The sequence below is a fragment of the Sphingopyxis sp. EU05-FHT14B03 genome (assembly GCF_058790875.1).
Genome location: NZ_JBYTDC010000002.1, coordinates 783,385 through 797,970 on the forward strand (window position 1 = coordinate 783,385; position 14,586 = coordinate 797,970).

At 63.5% G+C, this 14,586-nt stretch carries 13 protein-coding genes and 1 tRNA gene; 5 read left to right on the top strand and 9 right to left on the bottom strand.

Annotated features, from left to right (window positions below; all coding sequences use genetic code 11):
* The first annotated feature begins 32 nt into the window (after nt 1-32).
* The 3 genes from AC3WS4_RS12850 (at nt 33) to AC3WS4_RS12860 (ending at nt 4,805) form a co-directional block, all read left to right on the top strand.
* Nucleotides 33-3,002 (top strand): M10 family metallopeptidase C-terminal domain-containing protein, encoded by a 2,970-nt coding sequence (locus AC3WS4_RS12850; RefSeq protein WP_492738153.1) that lies wholly within the window; start codon nt 33-35, stop codon nt 3,000-3,002.
* 82 nt (nt 3,003-3,084) lie between these two features.
* Nucleotides 3,085-4,017, top strand: a complete 933-nt coding sequence (locus tag AC3WS4_RS12855; protein WP_492742814.1) for a KpsF/GutQ family sugar-phosphate isomerase — start codon at nt 3,085-3,087, stop codon at nt 4,015-4,017.
* Nucleotides 4,014-4,805, top strand: a complete 792-nt coding sequence (locus AC3WS4_RS12860; RefSeq protein WP_492738149.1) for a 3-deoxy-manno-octulosonate cytidylyltransferase — start codon at nt 4,014-4,016, stop codon at nt 4,803-4,805. Before AC3WS4_RS12855 ends, AC3WS4_RS12860 begins: the two co-directional genes overlap by 4 nt.
* A 9-nt stretch (nt 4,806-4,814) precedes the next feature.
* On the opposite strand, the gene AC3WS4_RS12865 is transcribed toward AC3WS4_RS12860, so the two are convergent.
* The 3 genes from AC3WS4_RS12865 to AC3WS4_RS12875 form a co-directional block, all read right to left on the bottom strand.
* On the bottom strand, nt 4,815-6,164 hold the full coding sequence (locus tag AC3WS4_RS12865) for an HlyD family type I secretion periplasmic adaptor subunit (protein ID WP_492738147.1): 1,350 nt from the start codon (nt 6,162-6,164) through the stop codon (nt 4,815-4,817).
* A gap of 6 nt (nt 6,165-6,170) precedes the next feature.
* Entirely contained in the window at nt 6,171-7,901 is a 1,731-nt protein-coding gene (locus AC3WS4_RS12870; protein ID WP_492738145.1) for a type I secretion system permease/ATPase, read from the bottom strand.
* Between the two features lie 387 nt (nt 7,902-8,288).
* The gene (locus AC3WS4_RS12875; protein ID WP_492738143.1) at nt 8,289-8,876 is read right to left on the bottom strand and encodes a hypothetical protein; all 588 of its coding nucleotides are present in this window, start codon (nt 8,874-8,876) and stop codon (nt 8,289-8,291) included.
* Between the two features lie 26 nt (nt 8,877-8,902).
* Here AC3WS4_RS12875 and AC3WS4_RS12880 point away from each other — a divergent pair, with 26 nt between their 5' ends.
* Entirely contained in the window at nt 8,903-9,811 is a 909-nt protein-coding gene (locus AC3WS4_RS12880; protein WP_492738141.1) for an IS1595 family transposase, read from the top strand.
* 378 nt (nt 9,812-10,189) lie between these two features.
* Here AC3WS4_RS12880 and AC3WS4_RS12885 read toward each other — a convergent pair whose 3' ends face one another.
* The 4 genes from AC3WS4_RS12885 to folK form a co-directional block, all read right to left on the bottom strand.
* Nucleotides 10,190-10,351, bottom strand: coding sequence for a hypothetical protein (locus AC3WS4_RS12885; protein ID WP_492738136.1), 162 nt, complete (start codon nt 10,349-10,351; stop codon nt 10,190-10,192).
* Between the two features lie 212 nt (nt 10,352-10,563).
* Complete coding sequence (locus AC3WS4_RS12890) at nt 10,564-11,385, bottom strand: hypothetical protein (protein ID WP_492738133.1); 822 nt, start codon at nt 11,383-11,385, stop codon at nt 10,564-10,566.
* A gap of 364 nt (nt 11,386-11,749) precedes the next feature.
* A tRNA-Lys gene (locus tag AC3WS4_RS12895) sits at nt 11,750-11,825 on the bottom strand.
* A 44-nt stretch (nt 11,826-11,869) separates the two neighbouring features.
* Nucleotides 11,870-12,406 carry a 2-amino-4-hydroxy-6-hydroxymethyldihydropteridine diphosphokinase gene (gene folK / locus AC3WS4_RS12900; protein ID WP_056347387.1) on the bottom strand — a complete coding sequence of 179 codons (537 nt, stop codon included), beginning with the start codon at nt 12,404-12,406 and terminating at the stop codon, nt 11,870-11,872.
* A 23-nt stretch (nt 12,407-12,429) separates the two neighbouring features.
* Between folK and AC3WS4_RS12905 the strand changes: the two genes are divergently transcribed.
* Nucleotides 12,430-13,119 carry a uracil-DNA glycosylase gene (locus AC3WS4_RS12905; protein WP_492738130.1) on the top strand — a complete coding sequence of 230 codons (690 nt, stop codon included), beginning with the start codon at nt 12,430-12,432 and terminating at the stop codon, nt 13,117-13,119.
* On the opposite strand, the gene AC3WS4_RS12910 is transcribed toward AC3WS4_RS12905, so the two are convergent.
* A complete protein-coding gene (locus AC3WS4_RS12910; RefSeq protein ID WP_187141938.1) occupies nt 13,080-13,556 on the bottom strand; it encodes an RNA pyrophosphohydrolase in 477 nt (158 codons plus the stop codon). The genes AC3WS4_RS12905 and AC3WS4_RS12910 overlap by 40 nt on opposite strands.
* Entirely contained in the window at nt 13,553-14,500 is a 948-nt protein-coding gene (locus AC3WS4_RS12915) for an alpha/beta hydrolase (protein WP_492738128.1), read from the bottom strand. The genes AC3WS4_RS12910 and AC3WS4_RS12915 overlap by 4 nt, the downstream gene beginning before the upstream one ends.
* Between the last annotated feature and the right edge of the window lie 86 nt (nt 14,501-14,586).

Here is a 14,586-nt window from a genome sequence, read left to right on the forward strand (position 1 = left end):
CCATCCGTTTTTCAGCCGAATAGGGTCGTTCCATGGTTCTTTCCACCCGCCTCCAGACTGTCGGCGAAAGCGGCAATGTCTTCATCGATACGCTCGTCTATGGCGTCGCCTTTCGCCCCGCGACGACGGTGATCTATGCGTTGCAGGGAAATCCGGGCGATACCGGGCTGAACGGCGGCGCCTTGTGGGCCGCCAACGGTGCGGCCGGCGCCTATGCCGCCGCGCTCGCAAGCTGGGCCGCGGTGGCGAACATCCGGTTCCAGGCCGCAACGACCGCCTATGACGGAACGGGCAGCCGTTCCGGCTACGACTTCGTCGGCCGCCTGAGCAGCAGCCTGCCGTCCGATGTCCTGGGCCGCCATACGCTGCCGACGACCGGCGACATGGTGGGCGAGTTCAACACGACGATCTCCTATTTCACCACCGCGAGCAATCAGGCCGGCGGCCTGAGTTTCCTGACCTTCGTGCATGAGCTGGGTCATGGCATCGGGCTGCTGCATCCGCATGCCGATGAGCCGGGTGACGGCAGCTTTCCCGGCCTCGACGACGCCTTTTCGACCGGGCCGTTTGGTCTCAACCAGGGCATCTTCACGACGATGACCTATAATGACGGCTATGAAGACGTCGGTATCTCCCCGTCGGCCAATTATGGCTGGCAGATGGGACCCGGGGCTTTCGATATCGCTGCGGTGCAGTTCCTCTATGGCGCGAATACCAGCACCGGCGCCGGCAACACCACCTACACCATGCCGACGCTTAACCAGGCTGGCACGGGCTGGATGACGATCTGGGACGTCGGGGGAACCGATACCATCTCGGCACAGGGTAGCCAGCTCGATGCGATCATCGACCTGCGGGCGGCCACCCTGCGCAACGAGGAAGGCGGCGGCGGGTTCGTCTCGCGCAATGGCGGCGTGCTGGGCGGCTTCACCATCGCCAACGGGGCCGTCATCGAAAATGCGATTGGTGGGAATGGCGACGATTTGCTGGTCGGCAATGCGGCCAACAACAGCCTCAACGGCGGGGCTGGCTGGGATACGGTCAGCTACGCCCATATGACCAGCGCGGTCACGGTCAATCTGGCGACTGGCATCGCGACTGGCGAAGGGAATGACACGCTCAGCGCGATCGAGCGTGCGATCGGCGGCAGCGGCGATGATGTCATGACCGCGTTTATTGGCGCCAGCATTGTCAATGGTTCACAGGATGTGATCAAGTCGGCGGCATTCCGCAACGGCGAAATCGCGTCGGCACTCTCGCTCGACGGGCGCTTTTCGCCGCACAGCAGCGACGTCTCGATCCAGGCCGTCGGCGCTGGAGTGAACAGCGTCACGGTTCACGGTGAAGGCGGCCTCCAGCGAGATGTTTATAGCTTCACGCTGACGGCTGGGGCCCAGATCACGATCGACATTGATAACAGTTTCCGCATGGATTCGATCATCGCGCTCTTCGGCCCTGGGCTCTACGGCCCGTCGAGTTTGATGACGACCAATGACGATAGCCCCAATGATCTGGACGTCGGCTCGGCAAATTCTCTCGACAGTTTCCTGACGTTCAATGCGACGACGGCGGGCACCTATTATGTTATGGTTTCGACCTACAGCGCTGAGTCGGACGGTGGCGGCCCCATCGCCCTTGGCAGTTCCTATACGCTCAACATTTCGGCGGCCAACACGGTTGCGGCGGCTGGCACGATCCTTCTCGGCTCGACGCTCGACGGCGGCGCGGGCAATGACACGCTCAACGGCGGTGCGGGCATCGACACACTGATCGGGGGCATCGGCAACGACATGCTGAATGGTGGTGCGAGCGCCGACCTTATGTACGGCGGCGCCGGCAATGACAATTATGTCATCGACGCGCAGGGCGACCTGACCTTCGAAGGCCTGAACGGCGGCACCGACACGGTGACAGCATCGGTCGGCCACTATCTCTACGCCAATCTCGAAAACCTGACCCTCGCGACCGGCGCGGGCGACATTTTCGGGGTCGGCAACGAACTGGCGAATACGCTCCAGGGCAATGCGGGGGCGAACCTGCTGCTCGGCGGTCTCGGCGACGACGTGATCCGCGGTGGTGCGGGCGTAGACAGCTTGTTCGGCGAAGCCGGTGTCGATCAGTTGTTCGGCGATGCCGGGATCGATTATCTGGTGGGCGGTCTCGGCAACGACATCCTCGACGGCGGCGCTGACGCCGACGCGCTTTATGGCGAGGACGGCGACGATACGCTGATCGGCGGCGCGGGCTTCTTTACCGATATCCTTGTCGGCGGTGCGGGCAACGACATATTGCGCGGGGCCTCGGGTCTTGGAGACTATGATCTCATGGACGGCGGTGCGGGCAACGACATTTATTATGTCGACACCCCCGATGACCTGACCTTCGAAGCGGTCGGCGGCGGGGCCGACACCGTCTATGCCAACATCAATGGTGCCGGCTATTATCTCTATGCCAATGTCGAAAATCTGGTGCTGGAGGGCAATACGCCGTTCGGGGTCGGCAACGATCTCGCGAATCGGCTGACCGGCAACGCGATCGGCAATTATCTGCTCGGCGGGCGCGGCAACGACACGCTGAATGGCAAGGGCGGCAACGATGTGCTGTTCGGCGAGGGCGGAGTGGACACCTTTGTCTTCGAACGCGGCACCGGCGGCGACGTGATCGGCGATTTCGCGCGTGGCACCGACAAGATCGACGTCTCAGCCTTTGGTTTCGCAAGCTTCGCGGCGCTGCAGGCGGGCTTCACCCAGGTCGGCGCGAACGGCGCCATCAACCTTGGCAATGGCGACTTCATCGTCCTCCACAATGTGACGATGAGCCAGCTGACCCAGGGCGATTTCATCCTGTCGGCGACGGCGGGCAAACCGGACCTGTTCGGGGACGGCGCAAAAGCTGTCGAAGACGCCGCCTTCGCTCCCGATGCCGGTACGCCCGTGCTCGACTGGCATCCCGATCACTGGATGGCGCAATATCATACCGCGTATCAGCTCGGCTTCGTGTGAGATTGCGGTGATGCCCTATGCGGTTTCGATCGATGATCCCGGGGTGGCCGATGCGCATGATATGCTGTTGCCCGCAAAAAACGTGCTGCGATCCCACATCGTTGCGCTTGAACAATTGCTCGACGGCCTCGACGACACGCTGCTCAAGCTTGCAATCAGGATCGCCGCCTGCCGCGGGCGTGTGATCCTGACCGGCATCGGCAAGTCGGGGATCGCCGCCAGAAAGATCGCGGCCAGCCTTGCTGCGCGCGATGTCGCGGCGACCTTCATGCACGGCGCCGACGCGCTGCACGGCGATCTCGGGATGGTACGGGCGGACGATATCGTGATTGCGATCACGATATCGGGCGCGTCGAGCGAGTTATTGTATGTCATCCGCCATGCCCGGTCGATCGGCGCCGAGACGGTGGCGATCACCGCGGCGCCGGACGAGGCCGTGCCGGCATCGTGCGACCATGTCATCGCGATACCGGCACTCGACACCGCATGCGATTTCGGCATCGCGCCTTTTTCCTCGACCATCGCGAGCATCGCGGTCGGCGACGCGCTGACGATGCTCGTGGCGCGCGAAATAGCGTTCAGCCGCAATCAGTTCGCGCGGCTGCACCCCGCCGGCCGGATCGGCGGTCGCTTCCTGTCGGTTTGTGAATTGATGCTGCAGGACGACGCGCTTCCCATGGTCGGCCCCGATGCGCCGGTCGAACAGGTGATCGCGGAGGCGTCGCGAACCGGCATCGGCGCCTGTGCGGTCGTCGATGCGAACCGGATGCTGCTGGGCATCGTCACCGACGGCGACATCCGACGGCATTTCCTAGACGGCAGCGAAAGCCCGGCGTCGGGCATCATGACCGCCGACCCCGTCACGGTTGGCGACGATACCGACCAGCACGATGCCTTTGCGATCATGCGCGGCCATCGCATCGCGGTGTTGCCGGTGATGGCCGCCGATGGCCGGACGCTGGTCGGCATGCTCAATATCCAGGACATGCTGCAGGCCGGCTATCCCGAAAAGTGAGTGATGCGCGCCGCGATGTCCTGATCATCATCCCCGCGCGTTTCGGCTCGCTGCGCTTTCCCGGCAAGCTGCTGTCGCCGCTGCGCGGCGCTGACGGCGTCTCCCGTCCGCTGGTCGAACATAGCTGGCGGGCGGCGAATGCCCTGCGCGACCTCGCCGATATCGTGATCGCGACCGATGATCGCGCGATCGCCGATGTGGCGTCCGGTTTCGGCGCGCGCTGCGTGATGACCTCCGCCACCGCACGCAACGGGACCGAACGTTGTGCCGAAGCCGTCGCGTCACTGGCGGAGGCTCCGTCGCTGGTGATCAATCTGCAGGGCGATTCGCCGGCGATCGATCGTGCGCATGTTGCGGCGTTAATCGCGGCGTGGCGCGCCGGTGCCGGCGCCGTCCTCACCGCCTTCGTTCGTTGCTCGGGGGAGATGCGGGCGCATCTTGCGGGCGAGATTGACGCTGGACGGCCATCGGGGGTTTTTGCCGTCGCCGACGGCGCCGGGAACGCCCTCTATTTTTCGCGTTCGCCGATCCCTTCGGACGTCAATGCCGAACGGAAGCTGCATCTGGGTCTCTATGCCTATGAGCCCGCGATGCTGGCGCGCTATGCGGGCTGGCAGGCTGGTGCGCTCGAAGTCGCAGAAAGCCTGGAACAGCTACGATTTCTCGAAAATGGCCAGCCGATTGCGCTGGTCGAGGTCGATCCCGTCGCGGGGGGCTATGGCGATGTCAACTATCCCTCGGACGTCGAAAAGGTCGAGGCGCTGCTGCGCGAGCGCGGCGCCTTTTGAACGACGGCATCACTGCCGAAAGGCGTGGTTGATCTGGTCGAGCAGCGGTTTCAGCAGATAGGACATCAGCGACCGGCTGCCGGTGCGCAGGAACACCTCCGCCGGCAATCCCGCGCGAAGTTGGGTATGGATCGGCATGTTGCGGGTCGTGACCGGCAGTTCGACGCGAATGCGGAAAAAGGGCGGGCCACCCCGGCCGTCGTCGGTGGCATCGGCGGCAAGATAGATGAGCTTGCCGGCAAGTTCGGGCGTGACATTCTGTTCGAGCGTCGGGAACATGATCCGGGCCGGCTGTCCGACCTTCAACTGGTCGATATCGGAAGGCCGCACGCTTGCCTCGACGATCAGGGCATCCTTGTCGGGCACGATCTGCGCGATCGGGGTGCCGCCGGGAACCGCGCTGCCGATCGTCGTAAAGGCCAGCTTTTCGATCACCCCCGCTGCCGGCGCCCGCACGACGGAGCGCGAAAAACGGTCGTCGGCGTCGGCGATACGGATGCGCTGGTCGGCGATCGCTGCGTCGACCTGGGCCAGTTCGGCGCCGGCTTCGGCGCGGCGCGATTGCTCGATGGTGAGTTTTTGCTCGCGGACTTCGGAGATGCGCGCGTTGGTCTGCGCGATGTTCGCCTCGAGCGCGCCGATCGACCCTTCGAGTTCGACCGCCTGGCGTTCGAGCTGGTTGAGCCGGTTCACCGTGACCAGCCGCTTTTCATAGAGCTGCCGGAGTCCGGCCAGCTCGGGCTGGATGATTTCGAGCTGTCGCCGCGCCGAACTGATCTGGACGCGATAGCTTTGATTGAGCTCGTTGAACTGCGAAATCCGCTCGTCGAGCAGCCGGCGGTTTCCGGTCATCTCGCTCTGCCGCAGTTGCAACAGCCGCCGTTCCTGCGCCAGCGCCGCGCGCGCCTCGTCATCGGCGGGCGGCGGATATCCTGCGGGCCAGCGCATCTGCGAACGGCCCGATCGTTCGGCATCGAGCCGCGCCTGCCGCGCGAGCAACTGGTCCAGCGACTGGTTGCTGAGTTCGGAACTCGGTCCCGACACGTCGGTCGCGAATTCCATCACGATGTCATTCTCGCGCACCCGATCGCCGTCCCGAACGAGCAGGCGCGACAGGATGCCGCCGGTGGGATGCGCGATCGTCTTCACCCGCGATTCAGCCGACAGCGCGCCGCTGCCGACGACCGCGCCGTCGATCTGCACGATCGTTGAGATGGCCAGCAGCGCGGCGATGATCCCCGCCATCAACCACAGCGCGCGCCGCATCCGCGTCGCAAGCGCGGCGGCAATGTCGGGCGACGAAACGCTCACTGCTGCGGCAGCGGGAGTCCCCGTTGGCTGGTCCTGAGCGTCGGTCATAGCGGCCTAATTTACGGCCTTCAGGCCGCCGTCGCGCGGCGCCTGTTTCGCGCCCTGCGCGAGCGCCGCCAACACCTTGTCACGCGGTCCCCATGCTGCGACCTTGCCGTCGCGAAGCACCAGCAGCTTGTTGGTCGAACTCAAAATGCGCGTCTGATGGGTGACCAGCAAGGTGATCGCACCACGACCCTGCGCGCGCTTGATCGCTCCCGCCAGCGCCGCCTCGCCCTCGGGATCGAGGTTGGAATTGGGCTCGTCGAGCAAAAGCAGGAACGGATCGCCATAGAGCGCACGGGCGAGGGCTATACGCTGGCGCTGGCCGGCCGACAGATTATGCCCGCCCGACCCGATTTCGGTTTCATACCCGCCGGGCAGCGAGACCACCAGGTCGTGGACCCCGGCCTGCTGCGCCGCCGCCAAAATCTGGTCCGACCCCGCCGTCGGCAAGAAGCGGCCGATATTCGCCGCGACGCTGCCCGACAAAAGCCCGACTTCCTGCGGCAAATAGCCCAGATAGCTGCCGAGTTCGTCGCCCTCCCACTGGTCGAGCATCGCGCCGTCGAGCCGGATGCCGCCGCGGACCGGCGGCCATATCCCGGCAAGGCCGCGCAGCAGCGAAGATTTTCCCGATCCGCTCGGGCCGATCACCCCGATGACGTCGCCTGCCTGCGCGTCGAAACTGACGTCGGCGATCGCGATCCGGTCGCTGCCGGCGGGAACGAGGGTCAGCCGGTCAACCTGCAACTGTTTCGTCGGCCGCGGCAGGCGAACGGGCTTTGCGGTCTCTTCGGCATGTTTGCCGAGCATCTCGTCGAGCCGGGTCCAGCTTTGCCGGGCCGCGACGAAGCCGCGCCACTGCGCGATCGCCTGATCGATCGGCGCCAGCGCGCGGCCGGCGAGAATCGAGCTGGCGAAGATGATTCCGCCCGACGCCTTGCCGTCGATCACCAGCAGCGCGCCGACACTGAGCACCGCCGATTGCAGGAAGATGCGAAAGATGCGCCCGGTTCCGCCCGCCCGGGCGACGATCCGGCTGATGCGGTTGCTTTCATCCTGATAGGCGCCGTCGCTCTGCCGCAGCCGCGACGAGAGGGTTCCGGTCATACCCAGCCCCTTCAGCGTGGCCGCATTCTGGAAGCTCATTTCCTGATTCTGCCCGCGTGTATAGCGCAGCGGTTCGAGCAGGGTCATGTTCTTCGCGATCGACCGCTCGGTGTGCCAGGTCAGCAGGGCGAGCACGATGATGCCGGCCAGCGTCGCGACGCCGAGCCACGGATGCAGCAGGAACAGGACCGCGAGGAAGAAGATCACCCACGGCAGGTCGATGAAGGCGGCGGGTCCCGAACCCGACATGAAACCACGAATATGGTCGAGGTCCTGCGTTGGGCGCGGCCTGCCCGGCGGCGGTGCGATGGCGAACTGCCACTGCAACTGCTCGACCCGCGGCGACAGCTTGTCGCCGAACGCCCGCCCGATATCGACGAGCATCTGCGCACGTGAGACGTCGAGCACGCCATGAAAGACGAAGGCGAGGCCGAACAGCACGAACAGCCCGAACAGCGTCGCCCCGCTGCCGCTCGGCAGCACCCGATCATAGACCATCATCAGGAAGATCGAGCTGGCGAGCGCGAGGACGTTGATGAAGGCGCTGAGCCCGCCGACGACCATCAACGGTCCGCGGAGCGAGCGAAGGGCATCGGCCAGTTCGGAATTCTTGGGTAACCGCAACCGAACCATCGACCGAATAAACTCCCCGCTTTCAGCTGGCTGCATAGGGGGACGCGCCCGAAAGCGCAATCGGAAGCGGGGAGGGCGGCGCCTCGATTACTCGGAATGCCTCGCCAATATTAGCAGGCGCATCGGGCAATAGAAAAATGGCGACCCCAGAAGGCCGCCAGTTTGTCTGACAGGAGACGATTCTCCCACCGTGCGTCGTCCGATTTGCGTATCGCGCGGCGGCGGGGGCGTGCATTGATGCGGATTAGTCGCGGCCCTTTTCTACGAAGTTGCCGAAAGGGTACGACCCCTGATGCGCAGCATCTGCCTGCGACAGTCAGCGCCGCGCCGGTGTTTCCGCTGAAATGAAAATTGAGACTCAGGAATCCCGGTCGAGCACTCCAGTGCTCAAATTGAACTACGTTTTTCTAACAACGATCTCATCTTCGCGGTGAATGAACGCGAGGCTGCATTTGCTGTTGCAACCTGCGATGCAAGAAATGTTAGAATTTCTCGCACTTCAACGGCGAGCTCTAGGCAACGTTCGTCGGACTGTGCGTGTAGGCCATCGCTCAAAATCCCATGCAGCAACGCAAGGGGATTCATCCCATCTGGGCGAAGAACTGGCGGCAGTAAATACTTAACTAGTTCGATCTTTTCAGATGTGATCCTGGTCTTTTTGACATCAGTTAGCGCCAAGGCATATGCCTCTCTTTCTTCTTCTGATATCATTGTCCCGATTTCATCAAGGAGTGTATCGATGATCTCTTCTACTATCCGGCGATAATAGGATAATGCGGCAATCCCATAAGATTGAGATTCGCAAGCGAGTCCTTTTGTTAAATATTCTTTGTGGTCTCCGAGCATTTTTGACACGTCTTGATCAGCTTTAATGGACCAAGGGGGGGATTGACCAATTTTGAATACGCTTTGGAGGTCATCAGAAATTTTTATATAAAACCAGCGCTGAAAATCCCGTTTATCCCCTTGACGCATGTACGGAACTCTGCCATTAAGATGGCATGACCAAGAAAAGCCCTTCTGCCAGCCCCGAGTTCAGCGTTCGCGAGTTCTTTGCTCGCTTCCCGACCGATGACGCCTGCCTTGAACACATCATGCAAGTTCGTTTCGGCGGCACCCGCTTTGACTGCCCCAAGTGCGGCGTCGTGGACTCGACCTTTCACAAGCTGGCGAAGCGCCGCACCTACGTTTGCGCGTCGTGCGGTCACCATGTGAACCCGACCGCCAACACCATCCTGCACGACACGCGCACGCCGCTGGTTAGCTGGTTCTACGCCATGTATCTGTTCTGCACGACGCGCCACGGCGTCAGCGGCAAGGAACTCCAGCGCCAGCTCGGGGTGACCTACAAGACCGCCTATCGCATTGGGCAGCAAATCCGCGATCTCACCGCAAAGGCGCAATCGTTCGACGCGCTGCTCGCCGGTCACGTCGAACTGGACGAAGCCTATGTTGGCGGTCGTCGTTCGGGCGGCAAGCGCGGTCGCGGCGCACCCGGCAAGACCATCGTCATGGGCCTTATCAGCCGCGACGGCCCGATGAAGGCGGTTGTCATCCCCAACGTCAAAAAGGACACGCTGCGCCAAGTTGTTCTGGACAACGTGGAGCCGGGTTCGGTCGTCTCGACCGACGAACTCTACAGCTACAACTTACTCACTGGCGACGGCTTCACGCACGGCGCGGTGAAGCATGGTCAGAAGGAATACGCCCACTACGACTACCGTTCGGGCGAGACCTTCCACGTCAACACCGTGGAAGGCTTCTGGCGGCTGTTCAAAGCGTCGATCCGCTCGACGCACGTTCAAATCAGCGCGAAGCACATGCAGCGCTATCTGTCGGAGTTCACTTTCCGCGCGTCGAACCGCGAGCGGGTGAACGGGATGTTTGACCTTCTGGTTGGGGCGCTGTGATGCGCCCGACCATCGCGTCAAAGTCTGCCAAGGGGGCGGGGCCTACCCCGTCCGCTTCGGCTTGCTCCACGAACGCGTCTAAGCGATCGGTCGCCAAGGCTTCGGATAAGGTCAATCGCTCCACGTCGTGCCCTCTGGTCATGATCGAATGGGAAGATAGCGCACAGCCAATTCCCAACTGGACCTACCTAGCATCATTTGAAGCCCCTGGCACCATCCGGTGCGCGTCGGTGGGCTGGCTGATCCGTGACGACGAGATAAAGGCCCTAGCGCCCAATATGGGGGCCGTAGACGACGAAAACAGCGTGCAGGTATCTGGGGTGATCCAAATCCCTGCACGCTGCGTGGTGAAGCTAACCCGCTTGCGCGAGCCGGCCCTTACTTGCCCTTAGGCTTCTGTCCGCGCGTCTGGTCCTGCCCGAGCGCCGAAGCGGCGAGCGTGCGGACCTGTGCGGCAGAGGGCTTCGTGGTGCCCGAAAGGACACGCGAAGCGAGCGACGAGACCTTCGGTGAGGTCTGACGGGGTGGCGGCTTAGCCATGGTAGAAAACTCCATTTTTGACTTGTTTACGGGATTCGCGTAAAAGCAAGCCGCGGACGCGCCGTGTAAACGACGCGCCCTCGGCCGCTAGCTAACCGCTAATGTCCGGGCCATGGACCACATGGCGCACCTCCTTTCCTCCGGGAAGGACCGCGGAGTGCAAGCCGTCCAAAGCGTCACTCCATGGTCAGGGATTTTGATGCGGCGACTGATCACTGATCGGTCGCCGTATTCGATTCAGAGGCGGGCCGTTCGACCTCGGACCCCTTCATATAGATCATCGCGAAGATGGATTCGGCCATGGTCAGCCACGCCTTGCGCTCGGGCGCAGGCCACGGTTCGCCGATCTTGGGGAGCGTTTGCAGCATGCCCTCGATGAGAGGGTGATACTGGCCGCCGCCGCCCCCGCCGCCAGTGCCTCCAGCACCCCGACCGCCGTTGTCGTCCGGCTTGTCTTCGGGAGGCGGCGGCGCCTCGTCTTCGCGGTGAGCGAAGTGCGGACGGACAAGCCGGTCCTCTCCCTTCTCGAAATAGCCCGCTTGGCGCGCCGAGCGTTCAAAAGCCTGTCGCGCCTTGTCCGTCTGCTTGTTCGACACGCCCAGCGCTTCCATTTCGCGCTCCAGCGCCTTGGGAGGCGGAAGGCGCTGGCCTTTGTACTTGTCGTAAATCTCGCGGTAGAGCGGTACCTGCAAAAATGCTTCGGCCCGCGCTTCCTTTTCCGTCTGCGGCTCGATGATCAGCAATCCAAGCTTGGTGAGCCGAGTGGCGTCCCGGCCATCTCGCTCGGTCAGGCCAAAAATACGAGCAGTGCCGGTCTTGAGCCGAAAGGCCCCGCTGAGGGTCTGATTCATCGTCGCCGCGAGTTCATGGGCCTCTACAGCCCCATGGCCCCGCGTGTCGTACATAGCCTGCGAAACCTCGACCGCGACGCTGAGGTCGAGGTAGGGAAATGAGATGGTGGATTGCTGGCGCTTCTCAGCGTCCGAATTCGCCCGTTCCGCTGCCTGCTCGAATTGAATCGTCTCGCCTGACATGGGGTAACCTCCCGCCTTTGCTCTAGGCAGGGGTGATAAGGCCGTTTGCGGATCGAGTCAATAGGGGCGCATTTATCCGCAAACGCAACCGGCAGGTTGCGGCCTCGCGGGCTGGGTACAGATGGCGAACCTGCCCTCAGAGGGCACGAACGCTCATACATGCGTCAAGGGGATAAACGGGATCCATGTTGATGCGCGGTTTAGGGATATTGTCCATTCGGGAAGGCACGTTCTCGTGGAACTTGCGGTAGAGAGGATATGTTTCGAAGAAATTTGCGTTGGGCATAGCGGTTCGTCGCGCTGAATCGGCGCGCGGTCAAGAGTTGTCCTCAGCTCTGCTTTTGTGGGTTTTGGGTGAAATATATGGTGAGCCCTGCTGGGTTCGAACCAGCGACCTACTGATTAAAAGTCAGTTGCTCTACCGACTGAGCTAAGGGCCCATCGCGGCGCCCGGACGGGCGGTCTCGCGAAGTGAGCCGTCGCCCTAGTGCGCCGATGCGTTCCGGTCAACCGGCTTTGCCCGCACCAGTTTCGCCGCGAGCTGGCGGACGCTGCGGCCGAGCAGCGGGTGCTGCCAGTCGGGCGCGATCGCGCGCAGCGGGCCGAGGACGAAAGCGCGGCTCGCCATGGCGGGGTGCGGGATGGTGAGATCGCGGTCGGCCCAGGTGCCGCCCGACCAGAGCAATATGTCGAGATCGAGCGTGCGCGCGCTCCAGCGCTGGCCGGTACGGCGGCCGAATGCGGCCTCGATCGCCTGCAGTCGCCTCAGCATCTCGGACGGGGAAAGCGGCGAGGCGACAAGCGCGACGGCATTGGCATAGCGGCGGCGTGACGGGCCGATCGGCTCGCTGGCGATGATCGGGCTGGCATCCACTGGTTCGATGTCCGCGCTTTCGAGCGCGTCCAGCGCCGCCATCAACACCTGCCGCGGATCGCCGAAGCGCGCATGGCGCCGGTTCGACCCCAGGCCGATCGCATAGAGCGCCAAAGGAATCCGGGAGGGCGACGTTGCATCGGACATGACGCAGCGCCTATCGCAGCGGGGTGGAAATTGTAAGCCCTTTGCCGGGAACCGAGCCGCCGCGCGATTGCCCGAACTGTCCGCGCCTTGTCGCGTTTCGGGCCGCGTGTCGCGCCGAATATCCCGATTGGTGGAACGCGCCGGTCTATGCGTTTGGCGATCCCGATGCGTGGCTGGCGCTTGCCGGTCTCGCGCCCGGTAAGCATGGCGCCAACCGCACCGGGCGTCCCTTCACCGGCGACTATGCCGGTGACCTGCTGTTTGCGACATTGGCCGAATTTGGGCTGAGCAAGGGGCGCTATGATGCCCGCGTTGACGACGGCCTGACCCTCGACGGCGCGATCATCGTCAACAGCGTCAAATGCCTGCCGCCGCAAAACAAGCCCACCCCGCAGGAGATTGCCGCCTGCCGCCCGTTTTTCGAAACGCAAATGGCCGCGCTGCCCGGAATGCGTGTCATCATCGCGCTGGGCAAGATCGCGCATGACGCGGTCGTTCGGTCATTCGGCGGGCGCCTGGCGACCTACCCCTTCGCCCATAGCGCCGTCCATGCGCTCCCCGATGGCCGGCACCTCGTCGACAGCTATCACTGCTCGCGCTACAACACGAACACCGGGCGCCTGACCGCGGCGATGTTCGCCGATGTCTTCCGCACGGCGCTCGCGCTCCGCGATCAGACCAGCGGCCCGAACTCCTCGACCAGCGAACGGTAAAGCGCGCGCTTGAACGGCACGATCAATTTCTCAATCTCGTTCAGGTCGGACCAGCGCCAGGCACGAAACTCCTGATGCTCGGTCGCGATATTGACGTCGCTGTCCTCGCCCATGAAGCGCATCAGGAACCAGTGCTGGCGCTGGCCGCGATATTTGCCGCCCCACATCTTGCCGATCAAATGATCGGGCAGGTCATAGAAATATTCCTCGCGACTGCGTGCGATGATCTCGACCAACCCGCCATGCACCCCGGTTTCCTCGCCGAGTTCGCGGATCGCCGCCATCTCGGCGTCCTCGCCGGGGTCGATCCCGCCCTGCGGCATCTGCCACGCCTCGCTCGTCGTATCGAGCCGCTGCCCGACGAAGACCCGGCCGTCGCGATTGGCGAGCATCACCCCGGCACAGGGGCGATAGGGCAGGCTGCTATGGTCGATCATGCCGTCGCGGTCGCTTCGGCGACCATCGCCTTGAGCATGGTCAGCGCCCCCTTGATGTCGTCCTTGGCGCTCGGAATGCCCTGCGACAGGTTGATATAGCCGTGGATCGTGCCCGCGCCCTCGCGGTAAACCGTCGTTACCCCCGCCTCGACCAGCTTGGCGGCATAGGCGCGGCCCTGGTCGCGCAGCGGATCGAGCCCGGCGGTGACCAGCAACGTCGGCGGCAGGCCCTCGGCCGGGAAATCGAGCGGCGACGCGCGATAGTCGGCGGGGTCGGCGGCATATTGATCGCTGAACCAAGTCATGCTGCCCTGGGTCAGCAAATGGCCCTCGCCGAAATCGCGGTAGCTTTGCCAGTCGTCGTGGGTGGTCACCGCGGGATAGATGGGGTGAATCGCGATCACCGGCTTCGACGCCGGCGTGTCGCGCAGCGTCAGCGCGGTCGCGATGGTCAGATTGCCGCCCGCGCTTTCGCCGGCCAGCACCAGGCCGGTGCAAGGGATATTGTCGGCGACCCAGCGCGTCGCCGCCTCGCAATCTTCGGGCGCGGCGGGGAAGGTGTGTTCGGGCGCCAGCCGATAATCGACCGCGATCACCGGCATGTCGAGCTGCCGTGCTGCCTCGGCGCACCAGCCGTCGTGGGTGTCGAGGTCGCCGATTACCCAGCCGCCGCCGTGATAAAAGACCAGCACCGGCCCGACCGCGCGGTCAGGTCGGCTGTCATAGTGGCGGATCGCAATATCGCCGGCGGGGCCGGGGATGCTGCGGTCCTCGACCTTGGCGATCTCGCCGCGCGGGCTGTCGGCCATCTGGGTCATCACCCGGAACATTTCGCGAGCGTCCTCGGCCGGCATCTCCTCCATCTTTGGGCCCTCCTGTGCATTCAGGAAGGCAAGAAAGGCCGCCACATCGGGGCGCGTAAAATGGGTGGTGCCGTCGGTCATCCTGTTCATCCCTCGCTTATGTTGTTGGCGCAGCTATTCGGCATCGCGGCCGATAATTCAATGGCAATTGGCAACCGATCTCGTCG